Below are 22,602 nucleotides of genomic sequence, written 5' to 3'. Positions count from 1 at the left end.
TCCTTCACTTCATCTCTTGGATGAGATATTCTCCAATGGTACCGCTTTTCCATAAACCACATTGTTGTGAGAACGTGGCTTGACCCACTTGACCGCATTCTTTATCACCCGCTGTATCTCTGGGTTATAGTAGGTCGGATACGTTTCATGGCCAGGCCGGAAATAGAATACCCTTCCTTTTCCACGTTGGTACGTGCATCCGCTTCGGAAAACTTCGCCGCCTTCAAACCAGCTCATTAAGAGCAATTGATCTGGTGCGGGTATATCGAAATGCTCCCCGTACATTTCTTCCTTCTCAAGCTCAATATATTCACCGATTCCTTCAACGATGGGGTGAGCGGGATCCACGACCCAGAGCCGTTCCCTTTCATCCGCTACGCGCCATTTCAGATCGCAGGTCGTTCCCATTAATTGTTTGAAGATTTTCGAAAAGTGTCCTGAATGGAGGACGATAAGGCCCATCCCTTCGAGCACCCGCTTATGAACACGTTGGACGATTTCATCCTGCACTTCATCATGTGCAATATGCCCCCACCAGAGGAGTACATCCGTTTCCTTCAGTACCTCTTCCGTCAGACCATGCTCTTTTTCGTCAAGCGTAGCCGTGTTAACCTCAATCTGATCTTCTTGTAAGAACTCGGCAATCGCGCCATGGATCCCATTTGGATAAATCTCTGCTACCTCTGGCTTCGTTTGTTCATGGCGATACTCGTTCCATACCAAAACCTTCATCAGAATCTCCTCCATATGTTTTTTCGGCGACTTCCCCTGCATGTTTAACTAATACCTCTTATTTTGTTACGCAAACGTTTGCGTTAGAAACAATAAAAAAATAATTTTGAATAATAAGATTAAATACATTGGTAATCTATATTGTAAATTTATGTTAGGAAAAATCAAGCTTTAATTGCTAAAACAATTCTACAATTTCTCTGTAATTTCTTTTTCAATAGCGGAATGTGACTCACGCTGTACGATTTTGGTAGGAACTCGGATACTCTTTTCCATCATTTTAGGATCAGCGATTAAATCAAATACGCACTTTGCTGCTTCATAGCCCAGCTGGTACGTATGAATATCGACCGTGGTTAGTGGTGTACTTAAGAATTCGATAAACTCCGAGTGATTAAAGCAGACGACACTTATTTGTTCCGGAACTTTCAACTTCTTTTCCGCTAACACGCCCAATAACAGCACACCCAATAATAGGTCCATGACTATAAATGCCGTTGGTGATTCAGGTAAATTCAGCAGTTCCTCGATGGCTTTTATGCCATCGGCGCGATTCAATGGAATCAGTTTAATACTTTCCTTTGGCACGCTTAACTTTGCCTGTTCCATTGCTTGTCGGAATCCGCTTAAACGCGCCTGGATCACTTCGAATTCAGGACTGCCCCCTAAAAAGGCAATTCGTTGATGACCAAGATTGATGACGAACTCCGATAATTCCTTAGCCGCTTGAACATTGTCGTTATCAATGAAAGTGATGCCACTCATATCCGTCCTTGGCTTCCCTACCAAGACAAATGGGAAGCTTTGTTTCACTAGATAGGGCACCACTTTATCATCCTGCTTCGAATACAAAACAATCATGCCATCCACGCGTCTACCTTGAACCATTTTAACGACATCTTCAAAAATGGCATCCTCGGTTTCCCCAGTCGTTAGCGAAAGGCTATACCCCTCTTTATTACAAAAGTCGCCAATGCCTCGGATCACTTCTGGAAAGAATGGATTGTACAGGGATTCCCTAGCCGAATTTTTCATTACGATTCCAATGGTCTTCGTGGATTTTGTAACCAAATTCCGGGCATTTTCATTCATATGATAGCCCATTTCCTTCAATACCTTCCGTACTTTACGCTTTGTCTTTTCACTAATGGTAGGACTGTTATGAATAACACGCGATACCGTGGATGGAGCGACATTCGCTTTCTTGGCAACGTCTTTGATCGTTACAGACATTTTCATCTACTCCCGTTCATCGCACAGGGCTTATTATTCCCTATATCTAAATAGTTATTTAACTGCACCGTCAGCAATTCCTTTAATAATTTGTCTTTGGGCAAAAAAGTACGCAATGATGACTGGAATGATTGACAAGGTAAGTCCTGCCAAGGCAAGATGCCATTGTTTCGTATATTGACCGAAAAAGAAGAATAATTTAAGTGGAATGGTCTCAGATCCCGCACCCCCGATAACAAGCGATGGCAAAAGGTAATCATTCCAAATCCAGATGACATTCAAGATCCCGACCGTGATTGACATCGGTTTCAATAATGGAAAAATGATATACCAGAATACTTGAAAACGGTTGGCTCCATCGATTTTAGCCGCTTCATCCAGCGTGATGGGGATCCCTTTTAAAGTACCATGATATAGGAATATGGAGAGACTGCATCCAAACCCTAAGTACATGATGATCAATCCGGTGCGATTCAACATACCCATCTGACCAAATTGGGCTACAAGCGGGATCATCACCGATTGGAATGGAATAAGCATGGCTGCCACAAACACGAAGAACAGCAAAGAACTAAATTTACTTTTATTTCGTGATAGCGCGTATGCGGCCATTGCTGAAAAGATAATAATTATCACGACACTGACAACCGATATAAAGATGGAATTGAATAAAGTCCGAAGAAAATCCAATTGTTCGAAGGCCTGAGTGAAATTTTCTAGTGTCCAGGTATCCGGCAAGCCCAATGTGTCAGAGAAAATCTCGCGTTTCATTTTAAAAGCATTTACGATCATTAAATAAAAAGGGGTGAGCCATAACAAGGCCAATACAAACCCGATCAATCCGACCAGCCAAAGCTTCCAATTCTTTCTCATCATAGCTCAACCTCCCTTTTCTTATTGATATATACCTGTGTCAAGGAAACGGCTGCCACAATCACGAAAAAGATCACGGCCTTGGCCTGTGCATAAGCCATATCATTTTCGGTAAACGCCGATTTAACAATGTTCATTGCGACCATTTCTGTTGAATTGTATGGCGCACCGTTCGTCAAAGAAAGGTTTTGATCATATATTTTGAAAGAGTGTGAAAGCGTCAAGAACAAACTAACCGTGAAGGCTGGTGCCACAAGCGGAAAAGTTATATGGCGAAAACGTTGGAAGCTATTGGCCCCATCGATTTTAGCCGCTTCAATCAGGTCTTCAGGAACTGCCTGTAAATAAGCGATATAAATGATCATGATATATCCCGCCATCTGCCAGGACGTTAAAATGATCAATCCCCAAAATCCAGTCTCGGTTGTGGAAAGCCAACCATTAAATGCCTCTATGCCGGTTACATCGCCAATGGCACCAAAGACTTTGATGAAGATGAACTGCCAAATGAAACCAAGAATCAATCCACCGATTAAGTTCGGCATAAAGAAAATGGTCCGAAGAAGGTTGCTCGATTTCAGTTTTGAAGTCACGATAAGTGCCAAGCTCAAACCAAGAACGTTTATGACCACAATCGCTGTTACAGAAAATTTGATGGTGAACCAAAATGTATCCAGGAAGCCCTTGTCCGAGAATAGGTTTATATAATTTTTGAGACCCGTGAAATCGGGCGTACCCAAACCGTTCCAATTCGTAAATGAATAATAAAACCCGTAAATGAGCGGCACGATCACGACCAAAATGATCGCGGCTAGAACAGGTGTCAAGAACAGCCAATATGCAGCATCTCGATTTCGCATTTGAAACCGACCTCCTAATATAGTGTGTAAGTAGCGAATATATTTATAGAACAAACAACCAATCGACACAAGTTAGGCTCGATTGGTTGTTTCCCTATTTAACGGAATGCCTATTTACTGTGGATTTTCTCCCAGTTTTCAATGTTTTGTTTGACGAGTTCATCCCATGTCATTTTACCGGTTACATATTTTTGGACACTTGCACCCAGATCATCGTTCCACCCGACTGGATATCCATTGAACACCCATCCAATGGTATTTCCCTCTTGTGAATACTTATAAATTTCTTTTGATAGAGGATCGGCAATTTTTTCAACGTCATACCCTTCATAGGCTGGAATGAATTTAAAATCTTCTAATACAGCTTTTTTACCTGCATCGGATGTATACATCCAGTCTAGGAACTTCCTCGCTTCTTCCTGAACTTTCTCATCCGATTTCTTATTTACTGCCCAATAGTTCGGTACCCCGACCGGCATGGCTGCCGTGTCCCCATTCGGAATAGGGATGATCCCTATGCCATTTTCAGCTAATTCGGGATCCATGTCATACACTGTGTTATACACCCAGTTCCCTTGCTGGATGATTGCAACCTTTTCAAGGGAGAATAACTCTTCTACTTGTTGGGAGTAATCAAGGCTTGCCGTTGGCTGAACAGAATATTTATTTTGAATATCGACCAGTTGTTTGAACTTGTCTCCATCCGAGAACTTGACGGTTTCCGCCTTGCTTGCCGTCAACACGTTTCCATCAAACTCCGGTGCTAAAAAGACATTGGATAAATGGTTTCCCGTTACCCATTTCTCTTTGACCGGATACGCGAATACTGCATCAAGCTTCAATTTGCCTTTCTGTGAATCCAGCTTCTTCACTGCATCCTCTAGAGCTGTATAGCTTGTAAGTTCTTCCGCCTTGATTCCGGCTTCTTTAAAGACCCTTTTGTTATAAATCAGGCCATACCCTTCCTGATTGAATGGAAGCCCAAGAATCTGCCCGTCCTCTTCAACGCCATCCAACGTCCCATCTAGTGCTGCCTCTGCAGCTTTCGTATCCTTCAAATCTGATAATCTATCTTTATATTGTTCCACATCGATCGGTCCGCCAATGTTAAACACTGCTGGTTCCTCACCGGAAGCAAATTTTGCGGTAATGGCTGATTTATAATCATTCCCGCCGCCAACTGTCGATACTTTGATTTTCACATTTGGGTTCTCTTTTTCATACTGCTTGGCCAGAGTCTCAAATTGCGGCTTAAACTCTACTTTAAATTGGAAAATATCCAGCGTCACTTTATCTTTATTATCGGAATCACTGTCCCCGCCAGTAGAAGAAGAGCAACCTGCTAAGACCACACTAAATATCAATAAAATAGAAAAGATTCCCCCATACCATTTTTTACGCTTCATGCCTATCAACTCTCCCTTTTTCCGTAAATTCCTATACCTTTTAAGAAAACGTTTGCATAAAGTATGAAAAGTAGATGTCTTATAAACTGTCATTTCACTATTCTATTGAAAGATAAACCACCACCTTACAAACCTAATTGTAATCGGTTACATTTCTTTTTCTTTATATTACCACTTAATTACATTACTTACAATTAAATGTATAACTCTACGAATATATTACGTTTCTTCTTCTAAATTATATGATTGAATACCCAAGAATTATTCCTTATCCTGATTATATAATTTGAACGGATATCCATTCTGGGTATTTCTTCATCTTTTTCAACCATTCAGAATCCAAGATGTATTTCATTAGAGAAATGGGAAACCAAAAGGCTCCCCTTCATTCACTTCAAAACCATTTTCACGTTGGATGACCCATACTCTTCCTTCAATTCATAATATTTATCACTTGCTTGTCCAAATTCCTCGAATACACCACTAATAAGTAATTCATCCGTTTCCTTATCCACAACGCTGTACTTAATATTGCTCTTCCCAAACTTTCTGTCATCCACTTTTAAAAGAATCATGCTAAACACCTCCATATATAATGGCTGTATTCCTCATGATGGTTGGATTCTTACTTACATAATATAACAATTTATTCGAAATTCACAGATTTTTTTGTCATTTTCAGGGAAATAAAAAAAGCCCTGCTAGGCCCCTTGAAATGAAGTACATTTATTTCCATATAAAAAAGGAGCCCAATCCGGCTCCCAAAATGATTTTATGACTTCGAAATATCCACGAACCCCTCACCAAATACATCCCTTACATCATGTATCGCGATAAAAGCTTGGCTATCGGTAGACTGAACAATTCTCTTTAACTTGACGACCTCTTGTTTACTAATGACAATATATAGAATTTCCTTCGCATCTTTCGTATAGTAGCCATGTCCATCAAAAACTGTGACCCCTCTATCCATTTTAACCGTAACTTGTTTCGCAATGAGATCTGCTTCTTTCGAGATGATGGTGATTGCCTTTTTCGGGTTTACACCCTCAATGATGAACTCCATTACTTTCGTTCCAATATATAGCATAAGGATAGTTAGCATGAGACCTTCCGCACCGATAATGAAATAGGATGAGACGGCCACGATTATATCAAAGAACAATAACCCATAACTTATGCTCCAGCCTAAATATTTATTTGTGATCCGAGCAAGAATGGTAGAACCTGCCGTCGTACCGCCCACCCGAATGATCAAACCAATTCCTACACCAGCAAACACACCGCCAAATATGGCATTGATTACGATTTCATCCGAAGAAACGTTCCAATTCTCCGTCAAATGTAGAAAAAGAGAATGGAAGGTGACGGCAATAATCGTATAAATGGTTGTAATCCTCGATAAAAATTTATATCCGACAATCAGAAGGAATGCATTCATAATGAAACTTACCAGGCCCGGTGACCACTGGAATAAATAGAATAAAATGATGGTAATCCCCGTTACTCCACCTTCACCGAGATCATTGGGAATAACGAAAAGATTGATTGCCAACGCAAAAATGAACGCACCTATTATTATAATGAGAACATCTAAAGAAGTCTTTTTCATATGTAACTTACCCGCCTTTATATAAACAATTTCCTTGCTATATAGTAACACGTAATTTCTTGATTCCTTCATTGATTTTCTTAATCTGTTAAAATAATTCATCTCTTAAATCAGGAATGGTAAAAGGCCACTGTACTCCCGCTAAACCGGAATACAGTAGCCTGCATACTACCTCTTTTATAGAAGAATCTTGCCATCCGTAATGTTGACGACACGGTCACACAAATCTAACATTCTCTCATCATGCGTCACCATGATGGCTGCCTTGTTTCTTAACTTCACCTCGGTCGCAAGCATTTCCACTACCTCTCGCCCCCGCTTTGAATCAAGGCTTGCAGTGGGTTCATCTGCTAAAATGATGTCTGGATTATTCATCAACGACCGCGCAATTGCTACCCGTTGACGTTCACCGCCTGAAAGCTCTTCTGGCAAATGATTGCACCGATGACTAAGCCCGAGATGACTAAGTAATTCATCAGCTTTTTTCACAGCTTTCTTGTCACGTTGCCCAATCAGTTCTGAAATAAGCAGAAGCTGGTCACGTACGGTAAGGTACGGAACAAGATTGGATGATTGAAAAACAAAGCCAATTTTCTCTAGACGGACACGTGTTAATTTCTTCGGAGAAAATGATGTTATATCCTCATTATTTAAAAGCAAACTACCTTTACTTGGGGAAAGTAAAGCACCTGCTATAGAGAGGAAAGTACTTTTCCCCGAACCTGATGGACCAACAACGGCCACAAATTCCCCAGCTTTCACTTGAAAGGTAACATCGTCAAGAGCCCTCACGATATTCTCACCTTCACCGTAAATTTTGCTGACGTGATCGAATGATAGTTTATGATTCATCATGCTACCCTCCCAATGGCTTCAATGGCATCAATTTTTGACACTCGATATAGTGATAACAAGGAACCCAATACCGAAACAATCAATAAAAGAATCGAATATTGAATGACCAAAGAAGTACTTAATTCAAAAGGCATTCCTTCTGGCATGATGAAAGTGACCCCGTATGTTAGTGCAACACTACTTGCTATACATACCACCGCAAGCATGAACACTTGGCCCACGATACTTTTTGCAAGGTAGCCAGTACTTGCTCCGAGTGCTTTCATGACTCCAAATTGATTCGTCTTCTGTAAAGTGATGACATAGAAGAACACAGCAAGAACAAATGCAGCAATCACAAACAGAAAGGCTATCATCATCGCCAATGTACCTTGTTCTTCTTTAAATCCCGGGATACTTTGAAGCATCTCATCCTTCGTAATGAGTTCCACATCAGACACAGACTTCAACGGACCTACTTGATCCATTTGAACCGCAATTGTGCTAATTGCGTCCGTGTTTTTCAACCGAGGATTAATCCCCTGCCATCCCTTAACGTTCATGTACACAACAGGTGTATGGCTGTAGGATTGATTTTCGGTGAATCCTACGATAGTGAATTTGTTACCGGATAATTCATCTACTACCGTATCCCCTACCTTATAGCCGTCCTCTTTTAAAGAATCATTGGCTACTATATCGCCTTTCTTCTTATTATCATAGCTTTTCCCTTCCACGATTTTGGGTGCAAGGAACCCATTGGCATCCGTTGCAAAAATCGTGACATCCGTCTTTTTCGATGTACCTTCTTTATTGAAGGTCAACATCATTTGACCCAGGGCCTCCGCTCCTTCAACACCCGTTGAAGAACGAACCTCACTTAATGTATCCAGCGGAATAGTAGATCGGTTTAGTTTATGCTCCACGTCAGACTCCATCACGAAATAGTCAGCATCCATGCCTTGTATCGATGAAGCATTTTCAGCTGAAAGTCCATTAGCCAATCCAGAAATGATAAAGACCAGCCATGCGACCAAAACCATGATCAACCCGATCAGTAAGTAACGCACCTTTGAATGTTTCAGCTCACGTATTGCTAAAAACATTTTTTCATCTCCCAATTCTTTTGTTACCGTTTGAACATCCAATCCCTTATGTTCATGTGGTATACATCGATTGTAATGAATCATTATGAATGGAAGATGAACAATTGATTACATAAGCGGCAAACGAACATAAAAAGTAGACCCTTCCCCAAGTTCACTCTGAACCGCAATCGTTCCACCGTGAAGTTCCACCGTCTTTTTCGTAATGGAAAGACCTATGCCGCTCCCGTTCTCACTGCGATTACGCATTTTATCAACTTTATAAAACCGTTCAAAGATATGAGGAAGCTCTTCATCGGCCATCCCCATACCAGTGTCTTTAATGATCACTTCGACCATCCGGCCAATTTTTTTGATGCGTATAATGATCGAACTCCCGCTATCCGAGTATTTAATGCTATTCGTTATCAGGTTTGTCCACACCTGGCTTAATAGCTTCTCGTCTGCAGAAATCATGGTGGATGGTAGATCCATTTCAATCACCATGTCTTTTTCCCGCCAACTCCATTCCAGCATGAACAGCACTTGTCTTATTTGCTGAGCTAAATCAAAGCTTGTGGGCTGGAGGGGATCGTCTCCTTTATCCAATGAAGCGAGCATCAGAAGTTGCTTACTCATCGCGGACATGCGCCGACTCTCCTTTTCAATAATGGACAAGTACTCCTTTCGTTTTTCCTTCGTTAACTCTTCCGATTGCAGGGTTTGGGAGAAGCCCTGAATCGAGGCGAGAGGAGATTGAATTTCATGTGAAACATTGGAAACGAATTCCTGTCTCATGTCTTCCAGACGTTGGATGCTCTGCGTCATTTTCGAAAAATGTTTCGCCAAATCCCCAATTTCATCACCACGGGTAACGTTCAATTCACCACTATAATCCCCGTCAGCAATCCTTTTTGTCGCTTCCGTTAATTTGGTAATAGGCTTAACAAGAAAACGTGTGTTAAAAATAATGAAAAAGAAACTAAGTAAGATCATAAGAACAAGCAAAACGGCCAGGAAAAAACGAATTTCCCCAAACTGCTTTTCAATATCAGGCCGAACGAACAAGGCGTATTTTTCGCCATTCACGTTCAGCGGAACCCCAATACTATTTTCTAATGCATCTTCAAAAAAACCGGTAATGAACAGCCCGTTATTATAGGTTTCAATCCCTTCATAGACTTTCCCGTTCAAGACATCAGAAACCGTATCCCCATCCAAATCCGTTTGATGAAACGGTTTGCCATAAGAAGTAGCCTTACCCTGTTCATTGATTAAGTACAGCTGGTAATGCAATCCTGATACATGGTTTAAATAAGCATCAATATCCTGATCAGGATTTTCCTCATACAAAGAAACGATCTCCCTTGCGACCTTGCTGATTTTCTCTCCATTGTAGGGTTTAAGAACTTGATGGTAATACACATTAGAAAGTAAAAAAGCAATGACGCTAGCAAGCACCATGATTAAGATCGTTTGGACAACGATTCGAAAATAGAGTGTTTTCACTATTTTTTGACCCCCAGCTTGTATCCCAATCCCCTGACAGTCGTGATGACAAAATCATCCGTACGTCCTGTGAATCGTTCACGTAACCGTTTGATATGAACATCCACCGTCCGGTCATCCCCTTCAAAATCTGCTCCCCACACAAGTTCGATAAGTTGCTCCCGCGTAAAAACCTGATCGGGAAAACTCCCTAATTGAGCAAGCAGTTCAAACTCCTTAAGCGGAAGAAGCAATGTATTTCCCTGAATTCGGACTTCATAACTTCTTCGGTCGATGATGGTTTGATTTAATGTTATTAACTCAGCATTCACCATACGGTACCGTCGCAAAAGCGCTTTCATTCTAAATAAAAGCTCTTGTGGCTCGAAGGGTTTAACGAGATAATCATCCGTCCCGGCATAGTATCCCTTTTCTTTATCAATGAGCTGATCCTTAGCCGTAAGTAAAATAACCGGTAAATCATATTGATCGCGTATCTCCTTACAAAGATCCAGTCCGTTTTTATAAGGCATCATGATATCCACAACAGCCAGATGAATCCGTTCTTTCTCTAATAATAAGGAAGCCACATTCCCATCCTTCGCTTCGAACACCATGTATCCTTCTTTTTCTAAGTGAAATTTGAGTAACTCTCGAATATGTTGATCATCATCTGCAATTAATATATGTATCAAAGAAACACATCTCCGCTTCTTAATATGAATATCCCTACAATAGCAATATTCGAGCTCTTAAAACAACCCAAGCCTATTTAAAATAAAACAGGTAGAGGGTTTTTATCCCTTCATCAAAACCTATAAAGAAGTGATATATCCTTCTGAAGCTAAAAACCTTGAAGTGTATATTAAACACATATAAACCTAGACCACTTATTCGTCTAGGTTTTATGTTTTGCCTATTAAAATTATTCCTTCCAAATATGTTTTACTTACCTTCGTATTTATTCAATGTCCACAAGTAAGATAAACTAAAAAGTCTGCGGATAACCAAACACCCCTCATCATATTTAGTTAGAAAATTATCCTCTAAATCAGTTGTCCCTTAGGTATAGCTTTGGAGAATAAAATGGTGGTAACTGATGATATTATGGTTATTTACTTAACAAAATTAAGAGTAAATTGGGCATACGTTTAAAAGGTGTTGTACGTACTATATAATTTGTAAAAACATCAAATTTGGGATTGCAAGGGTTATCTCTATTCTGTAAGTAATAAATAGTTCATTCGTCACTAGGTATCTCTTCAAACTTTGCCAATCAAGGTTTCACATAAATTACATTATCTCAGGTATATCAATCTCTTTGCCTGGAGACTTACTAATTAGAACCTTTAAGAGTTCTCTTATTCATAATTAGTAGTAGCAATAAAATCAAAAGCACCAGTTGAACTAATTTCATTGTTATATTCAAAATTATATATTAAAATTACTGCATTATATGATTTCTTTAGGTTTATACTTTTCTGGATTTTTGGGATGACAATTTCTTCATACGAACACCCATCTAATAATGCTGATATATCACTACTACTATTCTTATAGACTGCTTTTTCTATTGTATCCTCATCAGTTTCATCCATATCAATATTAAAATCGATAAAGAATTGGGAAGGGACAGACTCGCCATCCTCATCATACGTTAAATCAACATACTCTCCTATTGGGTCCTCATCGTTAATATTCCCTAACCAAATTGAAACCCATCCTTGTTTTTCCATTATAGTACCCTCCTACTTTAATCTTAGACCTTGTGGTAAAGACGAAACTCCACCCTCTAATCTATAATTAGCCCAATTATTAAGCCGTCTAACAAATGTATTATAGTCGCTAGAAGTATCTATTATTGCTAACAATTCATTATGTGCTTTAGTTGAGCCTAATCCTCCGTGAACACCCTTTGGATTGACAAATTTGACATCGGATATAGCTGTTCTTAAGTCTTTAATCTCTTCAGCACCAATATTCCAACACTTAAATTGCGGAGCTCTTGAAACTAAGTGCCATTCATGTAAACCTCCAGGTTCTCTAAGCTGACGTTCAATTTTCTTTCTAATCTTTTTATCTTTCCAAAGTTCGTCTAGTTCATTACTTGTAAGGGAATTGAAGAATTTATTAAAATTCCCACTCTTTGCAGTTGGTATATCATCAACAGTTAATTTGTTTATATCTTTAGCATTATCTATACCCTTACCAGCATCCTTAATCTTAACACCTTTTAGCACATCATGACCCTTATCTAAGACTTTTATGGGTTTAATGAAAGTGAACGCTGCAGCTGTTATTCTTTCATTTGTAGTGGAACCGGGACCAATCATAGTAGCTATATCGCCTAGAAGGAAATCAGTTGCCGCTATGGCATATGGGGCTAGGCCATCCGGAGTTCCTGAACCGTTACCACCAAGTACCTTCCTTTTCCCTTCAAATGTTAAAGCATAGTCCCCAGTATTTGAATCCATTATTGAATCATCGCTTCGATTGCTTTTAATATTCTGTTTGGCCAGCCCTGCATAGATTGCTTCCATTTCCTTTTCGAGCTTCCGGGCTTCGGCCTCTTGTTTCTTAAACTCCCGGTAGCCTTTCATGTTCTCGGCCACTTCATCCTTCACTTGATAGGCTGCACTCACTCGAAAGGCGCTTTGGTTGAAGTTCATCGGGGAAATGGTACCGTCCTGACTGGTGGCTTCAATGAGAGCCTGCACAAGTCCAATGGCCACTTTTTCCTGGTCCTCGCTCACTTCATATTCCTCGACCAGTTTACTGTCTACATCCTTCACTTTCTTGATGGTCGTATTCTTTTCTTTTTCAGCACTCTCCATTTTCTCATGGAAATCATCTTGTTTGAATACGCTAAGCTGAAGGATATCTTCAATGTTTTGGAAAATCTTTTGGAGATCGGTAGACTGCTGGTTCACCATCGACTTGGCATTGGTAAGACCATGGGCCACTTCTCCCTCTAAAAAGGGCACCTCGACCACGGTCTCACCGGATAGGTCCGCTTCTTCCAATATGGCCGGAATGCCTTTTAGGAAACTGATTTGTGTGGAGAATAATTCGATCCAGGCATTCGCCACGGTGACCTGCGCCCGGTAAAAGTTCTTGATGGCCGTCGCCCCGGCTCCGGCCAATTCTTCATCAAGGTCGACGATTCCCTGGAATTCCTTTTTAAGCGTTTCGACCTGTCCCTTGAGGTCCTCATATTGCTTGGCCCGTGACTTGACGGCCGACTTCAAAGGCTTAGCTTCGAATATCGTCATAATGGCTGATACCCCTGTGCAGTATGGGTGATGGCTTCATCCTGCTCTTTCAGTAAATCCACGTTGGCCCGGGTGTCTTCCAGATTCTTTTTGACGATCGTCAGATATTGATTGAAGGTCTTTTCCAGATTGGTTTCCCTTTCCTCCCATTTCGATGTGAAGCTCAGATCGTTATTGCCGAGCTGATCGACCGGCAGTGCTCCGATTGTCGTCCCATCCACGGCCGTTTTCACCTGGCCGACTTGCTTGGTCACGGCGGAATGATTCAGTTTAATCGTCGTCATTTACAACACCAACTTCTTGAATTCGGATAATTCTATATGTATCCTTCTGTTCTAATCGGGTATTCCTCCCATTCATACTATCCATTTCACTAAAGAAAAACGTAGAGTGAGCGTCACTCCGTCCTTGTACATATCCCAAAAGAATCACCTCATAAATAATTCCTCGAATAAACAAATGTCATATTTTACATATTTTTCATTATAAGGATTAAAGTCCGAGAGATAAATAGGGATAAATACGCTACTTTGATAGTTCAACAGGAATTTCCTCACAGCAAGTTCGATATGCGACTAAGTCTTTTTACCTCCTTTTTTTAAAATAAATCAAAAGAAGAGGATGCAACCTGCATCCTCTCGGCATTCTTTATTTATCTAATATCCTGTTTGAAGTGTAAATGAGGCATTCTTTGTTTCTTACCTTTTTTATGTTTCGGTTTCGGTTTTTTCTCTTGCACTTTTGCTTGGTCATAGACCGCTGTCCCCGCAATTCGTGCTACATCTTGAAGCTTTTCTTTTGAGATTTTATCAATCGTATCATCTGGGGAATGATACCAAGGCTCTGATGGATTGTGTATGAACAAGGCAGCAGGGATACCTGCTTCAGAGAAGGATACATGGTCACTTCGACCTCCCTCTCCATAAGGGGTAGCTACACCGTTCAGTCTCTTGCTAGAAGCCTGTGCAAGATCCGTTACTAGATTCGGTTCTCCATCGTTCGTCAAGAGAATCAAGTCCCCAGCATCCTTACTACCGACCATATCCAGATTGAAGTTTGCAATACTTCTGTTGATTTCATCTTCTGATAGATTGTCCACATAATCCTGCGAACCTAGCAATCCATTTTCCTCTGCTCCAAAGGTGATGAAGCGAATTTCCGTGTCTGTAGGCAGATCCTTCAGAACACGGGCAAGCTCAAGCGTGACGGAAGTCCCTGATGCATCATCATTTGCACCTGGTGCCCCAGCTACTGAATCATGATGTCCGGTTACATATATGATGTCACTCTTCTTCGCCTTTATATTCTTGGTTGCTTTTTTCGTTGCTACTACATTATAGGACGTTTTTTCTCCCGAAGAAGCACCCTCGATTTTCAAGGAGGCCTTCACCTTTTCTCCATTTTCCAATTTTGCTACGACTGCTTCACCTGCCGTTTTCGTAATTGTGACAGACGGTGCATATTGGTCATTGACTCCTCCGAGTGTCCCGTTTAAATCTCCCTCTGCGTTATTGTAAATGATGACTCCCACAGCCCCTTTTTGAGCTGCATTCACTACTTTCTCAGCAAAAGAAAGGCTTCCTCGTTGTATGAGAGCAATCTTTCCGGCAACATTGGCTTGTTCAAGCTCCTCCAACGTTCCTAATCCAGCGTATACCACATCACCTGAAACGTCCCCATTTACTGAATAGGTTAAATGTTTTGGTTGAACTTCCCCATCATATCCGTCGAAAGCCAGTTCCACCTTGTCAGGATCTGTGTAGGATAAGAATTGAAACTCTTCAATATCCGCTTTGTAGCCATATGACTTAAACTGCTTTTGGATGAACTGGACCGCTTTATACTCCGATTCTGTGCCAGCCACGCGAGGTGTTTGCGAGAGGTATTCAATATTCTTGTAGATTTTGTCGACATTGATTCTCTTAACAATTTGCTTATCTGTGGAGGGGGCTTTTTCACTCGGAGATGAATGAGCAGGTGCCGCCAATGCAGTGGTACTACTAACGCCTCCCAACGCTAACGTAGTAGCTAATGTAAGAGATAGAAATGGTTTTTTCATAGATTTCCTCCTAATTTCAATAGATTCTTATAATCCATTGTAAATTATTCAGAATATTTAAAATAGGTATATTCATCCTAATTATCCCATTTCCCCGCTAGTCTATAATACCTTTTATAAGCGTTTACGCTGGGATACGATTTATTTTTTTGTCATCCTATATAAAAATTCTTTTGAACGTACAGGAATTTAGCTTTTTTTCTGGAAAGTAGTACAAAGAGAATACGACTTTAATCAGGGAAGAAGGGGCGAGAATGTCCATTACTAAATTCGTGATGCCTGAAGTGATTTTTGGAAAAGGTTCGATAGAGCAAGCGGGAGAGGCATGCCTACGTTTAGGGGCCAAAAAGGTGCTGATTGTAAGTGACCCTGGTGTAGCCAATGCCGGCTGGCTGGATATCGTCGTAAAATCCTGTCAAGATGCAGGACTTGCCTACGCTTCCTTTATCGATGCAACGACAAATCCTAAAGACCGTGAAATAGAAGCCGGCTGTTTGACGTTTCATAATCATGAGTGTGATGCCATCATAGGGGTTGGCGGAGGAAGTGCGCTGGATGTCGCCAAAGGGGTCGCTTTATTGGCATCAAACGGCGGAGTCACCAGTGATTATGAAGGGGTCGATAAAGTCCATTCGCCTCTTCCACCCATGGTGATGATTATGACCACGGCTGGATCCGGCTCGGAAGTCTCCCAATTTTCGGTGATTGTCGATTCGTTCCGAGAGAAGAAAATGACGATCATCTCAAAGTCGATCGTACCCGATATTGCCATCATCGATCCGGCTACGTTGACAACTTTGGATCCAGACTTGACTGCGGCAACGGGTATGGACGTTTTGACTCACGCCATTGAAGCCTATGTTTCTATCGCAGCAACACCACTTACTGATGTTCAAGCACAGAACGCCCTCTCCATCGTCTCCCGTTACCTACGCCCTTCTGTTGCATCTAAAAATAATGAAGAAGCAAAAGAGGCGATGGCCATGGCTAGCCTGCAAGCCGGACTTGCCTTTTCCAACGCCATTTTAGGAGCCGCCCATGCGATTTCCCATGCCATCGGCGGAAAGTACCTGCTTCCGCATGGGGAAATCAATGCAATCCTTCTCCCCCATGTCATGGATTTCAACCGAATTGCTTCCCCTAGGCGATTCAGCGATATTGCGGAAATCATGGGAATCGACACACGGACCTTAACAGAGCAACAATCAGGCGCCGCCGCTGTTGCCTTCGTTCGGGAGTTATCCCAAGATATAGGCGTGCCTCTAAGTTTAGGGGATGTCGGCATTACTACGGATATGATTGAACTAATAGGCATGACCGCTATTGATGATGCCTGCATGATTACAAATCCTCGTGATATGTCCATAGAACAGATTAAACAATTGCTCCTTACAGCCCTATAGGAGGTGCAACCATGAACAAAAATGAAATGATAGATTTAATGACCGGTGTACGGTCTTCGAAAAAAACATACTACACTGAACTAAAGAAGACCGTCGATGAGTTAAAAAAGAAGAATCTACAACTTGAAATCATGAATGATATTACCAAGAACATGAACGGAGACTTGGATATTCATCTTATTCTTCGAAATGTAGTCGATAAACTAAAACGACTGGTCTCATTTGATGACTGTCATTTCATTATTTTATATGAAGAAGATCCGACTCTACTCCATATATGCCCTAATGAACCATGCGAGCTTAACATTGAATCCAAAGACCAATTACATTCGATAAAGGAACCGATCCAGATAAACGTCGAGATGCTCCCTGCTTTTCCAGAAAAAGAACAACTTCTGTCCCTTCAGATAGAAACGCTCCTCTTGATTCCTATGTACGGAAAAAATGAAGAAATCGGGATTTTAACCTTCGGCAGGAAGAATAACACAGCATGGCTCAAAGAGGAGTTAGATTTTCTAAAGCAACTATCCAATCAGCTAGCGCTAACTTTCGAAAATGCTCTGCTCTATATGGAAGTACTTCATTCTAAGCAGGAATGGGAGGATACCTTTAAGGCGGTAGAAGATATGATTGTCGTCTTTGACCGGGAGGGTGGGGTCTACAAATCCAATGATGCAGCCCAGGATTTTTTTGAATTAGAACCTTTGAAAAAGGCATCTCAAGCTCTCATTCAAGAAACCTTCTCACTTGATAAGCCAGGTTTTCAGGAACTCCTTCTTCAGCAAGGAGCCATAATGGAAATGCACGCCTACCCCATTCAAAACAAGGAACAGCAAGTATACGGTGTTATCGCTTATTATAAAAATGTTACCGAAAGAAGAAAAATGGAAGCTCAATTACTTCATGCCGACAAGCTAGGGGCCATCGGTGAAATGGCAGCGGGAATAGCCCATGAATTGAATAGTCCATTAACCGCCATCATTGGTAACTCTCAGCTTTTATTGAGAAGCACACTTCCGGAACACCATGATTACAACCTGCTAACCGATATCCAAAATTGCGGCGACCGATGCAGGCAAATCGTAAAAAGTCTGCTTACCTTTTCACGGCAGGATGAATACAAGTTCCACTATTATTCTATGAACGAAGCCATCCACCAAGTTTTGAACTTGCTGAAGTTCCAACTCGAGAAGAAACAAATATTCATTCACCTTTCCCTACAGGAAGACCTGCCGTACATCAAGGGCAGCCAACAGCAGATTGAACAGATTATCATCAACTTGTTATTGAATGCCAAGGATGCCTTGAGTGATCTTGATGAATCAGCCCCAAAAACCATCACCATCCAGACCTTTTTAGAAGAGGAATATATGATCGTCCAGGTGGCTGATAATGGGACAGGAATTGAAGCCGAGCGCCTCCCTCTTATTTTCCACCCTTTTCATACGACAAAAGACCGCGACAAGGGGACTGGACTGGGGTTGTCTGTTAGTCTTGGCATCGCGAAAGATCATGGCGGCAAAATTGACGTATGGAGTACGCCAGGCCAAGGAAGTATATTTTCACTGAAGATCCCCCTACCGACAGAAGATGAGAGGAGTGAATAACATGATTCATTTACTTGTAGTGGACGATGAAAAAGAGGTGGGTACCTTTTTATCCCGGCTTTTTACGATGAAAGGATACAACGTACACGTCATACATAGTGGAAAGGACTTTTATGCAATCGATTTTAATCAGGAGCATTATGATGCTGCGATGATTGATTTGAAGCTTCCCGATTGTGACGGCCTTTCCCTTTTACAACATCTCAAACAAAAACAACCTCGTTGCAAGGCACTCATCATGACTGGTTACAGCACAGTCAAGACCGCCGTCCGCGCAATGAAACTTGGCGCAAGTGATTATATGGAAAAACCCTTTGCCGATATTGAGATATTAGAAAAGCAGATTGAAAACCTCCTGAATGAAAACACGGATGTGAATCAGCATTTCTTTCAGAAACTGGCCAGGGACTCCGGTCTCATCGTCGGTGAAAGTGTCATAATGAAAGAACTGACAGAAATGGCGTTCAAAGTCGCTCAAAAATCGGTTAATGTCTTAATAGAAGGGGAAACGGGAACGGGTAAAGAGGTGCTCTCCCGCTTCATTCACTCAGCAAGCCCGCGTAACCACGAGCCCTTTATCGCGATTAATTGTGGAGCCATTTCAGAATCCCTGCTTGAAAGTGAATTATTCGGCCATGAAAAAGGCGCATTCACCGGTGCAACCCAACAACGAAAAGGCTTTTTTGAAATAGCCGGAAATGGAACCCTTTTCCTTGATGAAATTGCTGATGCCAGTCCAGCCATCCAAGTCAAGCTTCTGCGGGTCTTGGAAACTAGGGAATTTATGCGGGTCGGAAGCAGTGGGACATTACGGACCAACGCACGATTGGTAGCTGCCACTAATGAAAATCTTCAGCAAGCAGTAGAAAACAATAAATTTCGGGAGGATCTATTTTACCGCCTGAATGTTGTCACTCTTGAAATACCAGCATTACGTCATAGAAAAGAGGATATCCCTCTCCTTGTCGAGCATCTGGTCGAAAGGAATGGTCAGGCAGATGTATTCTTTTCACAAGAGGCTATCGAAAAATTACAGCTATACGACTGGCCCGGAAATATACGTGAGCTATCTAATACCGTGATGAGAACCTTAACCCTCGCAGATCATGGACAGGATATCACTGCGGACGATATCGTTCTCCCTACCCATCAGGTCATTTCACCCAAGAAACAAGCTACAATGGATCTTCACTCTCCTGAAAACCCTCTCGAAGAATGGCGGAAGAAACTTGTAGCCGATTTTAATGAAAAAGATGAGCTGACGCTTGAAAACATACTCTTGGAAATCAAACAGTTCGAATCTACCATCGAAAAAGAGCTCGTCCTGCAAACCCTTCAAAAAACGTATGGAAACCGGAATGAAGCCGCCAAGCGCCTACAGATTTCAATGAGGAAATTACGTTATATACTAAATGAAAAAAAACATACCTGACTCTTATATGAACAAGGGTGCCCCCATTAATAGGACACCCTTTCATTTTTTTCTATTCCATTGTTAAAACGATACGACCGTTAATTTCACCCTTTTCCATCATTTTAAACACATCATTGATTTCATCAAGCGGTCTTGTTTCAATATTCGTCCGTACTTTTCCATCTGCCGCAAATTGAAGAGATTCTTGTAAATCTTTTCTTGTACCAACGATTGAACCTCGCACAGTTACCCCATTTAATACCGTATCAAAAATAGGGATAGGAAGTTCATCATTCGGCAATCCGACCACGACGAGTGTTCCGCCTCTTTTGACTGAACTGTAAGCCTGTTCAAATGCTTTTTTCGTTACGGCAACAGAAATAGCTGCTTGTACGCCACCAACTTTATCCTTAATTGCTTGAACGGGATCATTCTTCAACCCATTCACTGTATAATCCGCTCCTAGTTCTTTTGCCAGCTCAAGCTTATCATCTTGAATATCGACGGCAATGACATTGAATCCCATCGCCTTCGCATATTGAAGCGCAACATGCCCAAGTCCGCCAATACCATAGATTGCGACCCAGTCCCCTGGTTTTGCTTCTGAAACCTTAAGCGCTTTATACGTCGTCACACCTGCACAGAAAATTGGGGAGACCTCGGCAAAATCTAGCCCTTCCGGAACCTTGACAACATATTTTGCCGGTGCCTTACAATATTCCGCATATCCTCCGTCCACCGAATATCCTGCATTGAGTTGATCCAAGCAGAGCGTTTCACGGCCCGTCAAACAGTATTCACAGTCGCCACATGCTGAATAAAGCCATGGAATCCCTACTCGGTCACCGACTTTCAATGTTGTGACGCCCTCTGCTACCTTCTCGATAATCCCTACTCCTTCATGTCCAGGAATAAGCGGGAGCTTTGGCTTCACCGGCCAGTCGCCATGTGCTGCATGTAAATCCGTGTGACATACGCCACATGCCTTAATTTTAACTAGAATCTCACCATACTCTAAATCCGGAATCGGTACATCCTTTATTTCAAGCTCTTGTTTAAATTCATTGACGACCGCTGCCTTCATTGTTTTAACATCCTTCAATGTTTTCGATTCCACCGTACTTGTCCCCTGATTTACATTCATGATTCTATTCCTCCCTTAGGTCCGTGTTTTTCTCACTTCCACTTATTTATAATGCAAGTGCCATGCCAAACAGAAAAGTCCAATCAAGTTAGGTTCAAACGTAAATCCTAGCCGAAAATTCGGCCCATTATGACAGAAATCCGGCTCAATGATGACGAAAACCAGTTCGTATATTGCTGGAAAAATGGTTCACCCTATAAAGAGGAGGTGTACAATGGACACATTTGAAGAAGCCTATGAATCCTACAAACAACAAGGAACGCCACAAGCGAACCAACAAGGTGGGAACGACAAAGAAGAAATTGTCGCCGTACGGAAGAATGAAGAGGATAATATCATCGCCATCAAGACAAATACCGGAAGGGAACTGGACTATCCCACCGCTCTTTCAGAAGCCAAGGCTGGTGCACTCGCAAACGTAGATGTCTTTCATAAATATGGTCGGGACATTTTGCGAAGTGAGCCTGATGGCATTAAAGAAAATAATCTGGATGAACTGCCTGAATTTTAAAGACCGAGAAAAGCTGCCTTCCATTCAGGCAGCTTTTTTCCGCAACAAAAAAAGAACCGCATACTAACAGGTTCTCCTAACGACTTCCTCAAGGTTTTCCGGGATATTGAAAATGGAGCAACCAGCACTCTCCCTTTTTCTCCAATCCTTCTATCTGTTTACCCCCATTCATAATGATAGGACTCAGAGATTTCCAGCAAGCGGCCACAGATTTCGACCACTTCTATGATTTCAATCCAAGACATATCCATCCCAAGTTCATTAGCATGCGAAATCTTATCCCGTAACTTCCTGATGGCATTGGCATCTTTCTTCCCTTTACTTTTGGATGGGATTTGAAAAAATGTTCTCAACTCTTTATCTTTATGAATAATGTCGAATTTATCGCTAATTTGTAGACATTCAATTAAATTAATCTCCTCATTTTTCTCCATTCTCCTTTCATATAATTCACTTGCCTTATGTAGACGATCCTCACTAATCATCGGATACCAGCTTTCACCCCCGAATCGATGCATGATAATATCACTAAGTCTCATTTCCAATAAAGTGATATAGCCAAAAATCAGCATCCTGATTGGTGGTTTTTGGAGGTCGGCATGCGTGATTAACTTTTTGATTGAATTATTCTCTAACACGAATACCCTCGTTTTCTTCTTAAAAATGCCTAACAATTGGATCAAGGGCGTTGAATCCGATACAAGTTCCCTTGGGGAAAAGAGCTTCATATAATCCGAAATGTTCCCTTCGCCAAGTTCATGTCTATCGATATAACCAACGATTTCCCCCTGGTCTTTCACGGCCAATGTATCAAAGTGTTTTTCCTCCATTACATTTTTGATATCAATGGCCGATTCATCTTTTCCACAAAACTCAAACTCTTGGGCTATGCTTCTGACCGTGATATTTTCCTCATATAGATTTTTAAGACTGTGATAACTACTATTATTGTTTTTGTACTCTACATTGGACATCCATGACCCTCCATCATTGGCATTCTATCCTAATTCATTAGAACCTAATAACTCCCCACTATCAGAAATAAGTCCACATGAAGTGGACTTTATTC

At 41.4% G+C, this 22,602-nt stretch carries 21 protein-coding genes; 4 read left to right on the top strand and 17 right to left on the bottom strand.

What is annotated here, in order from left to right; genetic code table 11:
• Positions 1-9: 9 nt before the first annotated feature.
• The 15 genes from ACIQXH_RS15415 to ACIQXH_RS15345 all read right to left on the bottom strand — a co-directional run bounded on the left by ACIQXH_RS15415 (position 10) and on the right by ACIQXH_RS15345 (position 15,454).
• Positions 10-732 (bottom strand): ThuA domain-containing protein, encoded by a 723-nt coding sequence (locus ACIQXH_RS15415; protein ID WP_402872089.1) that lies wholly within the window; start codon positions 730-732, stop codon positions 10-12.
• A gap of 189 nt (positions 733-921) precedes the next feature.
• On the bottom strand, positions 922-1,965 hold the full coding sequence (locus ACIQXH_RS15410) for a LacI family DNA-binding transcriptional regulator (protein WP_402872092.1): 1,044 nt from the start codon (positions 1,963-1,965) through the stop codon (positions 922-924).
• 54 nt (positions 1,966-2,019) lie between these two features.
• The gene (locus ACIQXH_RS15405; protein ID WP_402872094.1) at positions 2,020-2,841 is read right to left on the bottom strand and encodes a carbohydrate ABC transporter permease; all 822 of its coding nucleotides are present in this window, start codon (positions 2,839-2,841) and stop codon (positions 2,020-2,022) included.
• Positions 2,838-3,698 (bottom strand): carbohydrate ABC transporter permease, encoded by an 861-nt coding sequence (locus ACIQXH_RS15400; protein WP_403124396.1) that lies wholly within the window; start codon positions 3,696-3,698, stop codon positions 2,838-2,840. The genes ACIQXH_RS15405 and ACIQXH_RS15400 overlap by 4 nt, the downstream gene beginning before the upstream one ends.
• 110 nt (positions 3,699-3,808) lie before the next feature.
• Positions 3,809-5,104 carry an ABC transporter substrate-binding protein gene (locus ACIQXH_RS15395; RefSeq protein WP_402872101.1) on the bottom strand — a complete coding sequence of 432 codons (1,296 nt, stop codon included), beginning with the start codon at positions 5,102-5,104 and terminating at the stop codon, positions 3,809-3,811.
• Positions 5,105-5,493: 389 nt separating this feature from the next.
• Positions 5,494-5,679: a hypothetical protein gene (locus ACIQXH_RS15390; protein ID WP_402872104.1), complete on the bottom strand. Its 186-nt coding sequence runs from the start codon at positions 5,677-5,679 to the stop codon at positions 5,494-5,496.
• Positions 5,680-5,876: 197 nt separating this feature from the next.
• Positions 5,877-6,716 carry a YitT family protein gene (locus tag ACIQXH_RS15385; RefSeq protein ID WP_402872314.1) on the bottom strand — a complete coding sequence of 280 codons (840 nt, stop codon included), beginning with the start codon at positions 6,714-6,716 and terminating at the stop codon, positions 5,877-5,879.
• Positions 6,717-6,893: 177 nt separating this feature from the next.
• A complete protein-coding gene (locus ACIQXH_RS15380) occupies positions 6,894-7,571 on the bottom strand; it encodes an ABC transporter ATP-binding protein (RefSeq protein ID WP_402958533.1) in 678 nt (225 codons plus the stop codon).
• Complete coding sequence (locus ACIQXH_RS15375) at positions 7,568-8,656, bottom strand: ABC transporter permease (protein WP_403124393.1); 1,089 nt, start codon at positions 8,654-8,656, stop codon at positions 7,568-7,570. The genes ACIQXH_RS15380 and ACIQXH_RS15375 overlap by 4 nt, the downstream gene beginning before the upstream one ends.
• Positions 8,657-8,764: 108 nt before the next feature.
• Positions 8,765-10,144 carry a sensor histidine kinase gene (locus ACIQXH_RS15370; RefSeq protein WP_403124391.1) on the bottom strand — a complete coding sequence of 460 codons (1,380 nt, stop codon included), beginning with the start codon at positions 10,142-10,144 and terminating at the stop codon, positions 8,765-8,767.
• Entirely contained in the window at positions 10,144-10,818 is a 675-nt protein-coding gene (locus ACIQXH_RS15365; RefSeq protein ID WP_403124388.1) for a response regulator transcription factor, read from the bottom strand. Before ACIQXH_RS15365 ends, ACIQXH_RS15370 begins: the two co-directional genes overlap by 1 nt.
• Positions 10,819-11,484: 666 nt before the next feature.
• Positions 11,485-11,859, bottom strand: coding sequence for an immunity 22 family protein (locus tag ACIQXH_RS15360; RefSeq protein ID WP_402958541.1), 375 nt, complete (start codon positions 11,857-11,859; stop codon positions 11,485-11,487).
• Between the two features lie 12 nt (positions 11,860-11,871).
• Positions 11,872-13,395: a T7SS effector LXG polymorphic toxin gene (locus ACIQXH_RS15355; protein ID WP_403124385.1), complete on the bottom strand. Its 1,524-nt coding sequence runs from the start codon at positions 13,393-13,395 to the stop codon at positions 11,872-11,874.
• Positions 13,392-13,679, bottom strand: a complete 288-nt coding sequence (locus ACIQXH_RS15350; protein ID WP_403124382.1) for a YwqI/YxiC family protein — start codon at positions 13,677-13,679, stop codon at positions 13,392-13,394. Before ACIQXH_RS15350 ends, ACIQXH_RS15355 begins: the two co-directional genes overlap by 4 nt.
• A gap of 368 nt (positions 13,680-14,047) precedes the next feature.
• On the bottom strand, positions 14,048-15,454 hold the full coding sequence (locus ACIQXH_RS15345) for a M28 family peptidase (RefSeq protein WP_402989292.1): 1,407 nt from the start codon (positions 15,452-15,454) through the stop codon (positions 14,048-14,050).
• 254 nt (positions 15,455-15,708) lie between these two features.
• On the opposite strand from ACIQXH_RS15345, the gene ACIQXH_RS15340 reads away from it, so the two are divergent.
• From ACIQXH_RS15340 to ACIQXH_RS15330, 3 genes are read left to right on the top strand one after another with little or no spacing between them, the layout of a single operon-like run.
• Entirely contained in the window at positions 15,709-16,857 is a 1,149-nt protein-coding gene (locus ACIQXH_RS15340; RefSeq protein WP_403124379.1) for an iron-containing alcohol dehydrogenase, read from the top strand.
• Between the two features lie 11 nt (positions 16,858-16,868).
• Complete coding sequence (locus ACIQXH_RS15335; protein ID WP_403124376.1) at positions 16,869-18,464, top strand: ATP-binding protein; 1,596 nt, start codon at positions 16,869-16,871, stop codon at positions 18,462-18,464.
• 1 nt (position 18,465) lies between these two features.
• Positions 18,466-19,896, top strand: a complete 1,431-nt coding sequence (locus tag ACIQXH_RS15330) for a sigma-54-dependent transcriptional regulator (protein ID WP_403124373.1) — start codon at positions 18,466-18,468, stop codon at positions 19,894-19,896.
• Between the two features lie 52 nt (positions 19,897-19,948).
• Here ACIQXH_RS15330 and adhP read toward each other — a convergent pair whose 3' ends face one another.
• Positions 19,949-20,962 (bottom strand): alcohol dehydrogenase AdhP, encoded by a 1,014-nt coding sequence (gene adhP, locus ACIQXH_RS15325; protein WP_402958646.1) that lies wholly within the window; start codon positions 20,960-20,962, stop codon positions 19,949-19,951.
• A 274-nt stretch (positions 20,963-21,236) separates the two neighbouring features.
• Here adhP and ACIQXH_RS15320 point away from each other — a divergent pair, with 274 nt between their 5' ends.
• Positions 21,237-21,533, top strand: coding sequence for a DUF3892 domain-containing protein (locus ACIQXH_RS15320; RefSeq protein ID WP_402872134.1), 297 nt, complete (start codon positions 21,237-21,239; stop codon positions 21,531-21,533).
• A gap of 158 nt (positions 21,534-21,691) precedes the next feature.
• Here ACIQXH_RS15320 and ACIQXH_RS15315 read toward each other — a convergent pair whose 3' ends face one another.
• Positions 21,692-22,507, bottom strand: coding sequence for a hypothetical protein (locus ACIQXH_RS15315; protein WP_402872137.1), 816 nt, complete (start codon positions 22,505-22,507; stop codon positions 21,692-21,694).
• Positions 22,508-22,602 lie beyond the last annotated feature (95 nt).

It is taken from the genome of Peribacillus sp. NPDC097225 (assembly GCF_044761955.1).
In the GTDB taxonomy this organism is placed as follows: Bacteria; Bacillota; Bacilli; order Bacillales; family DSM-1321; genus Peribacillus.
This window is presented reverse-complemented; position numbering and strand designations above follow the sequence as displayed.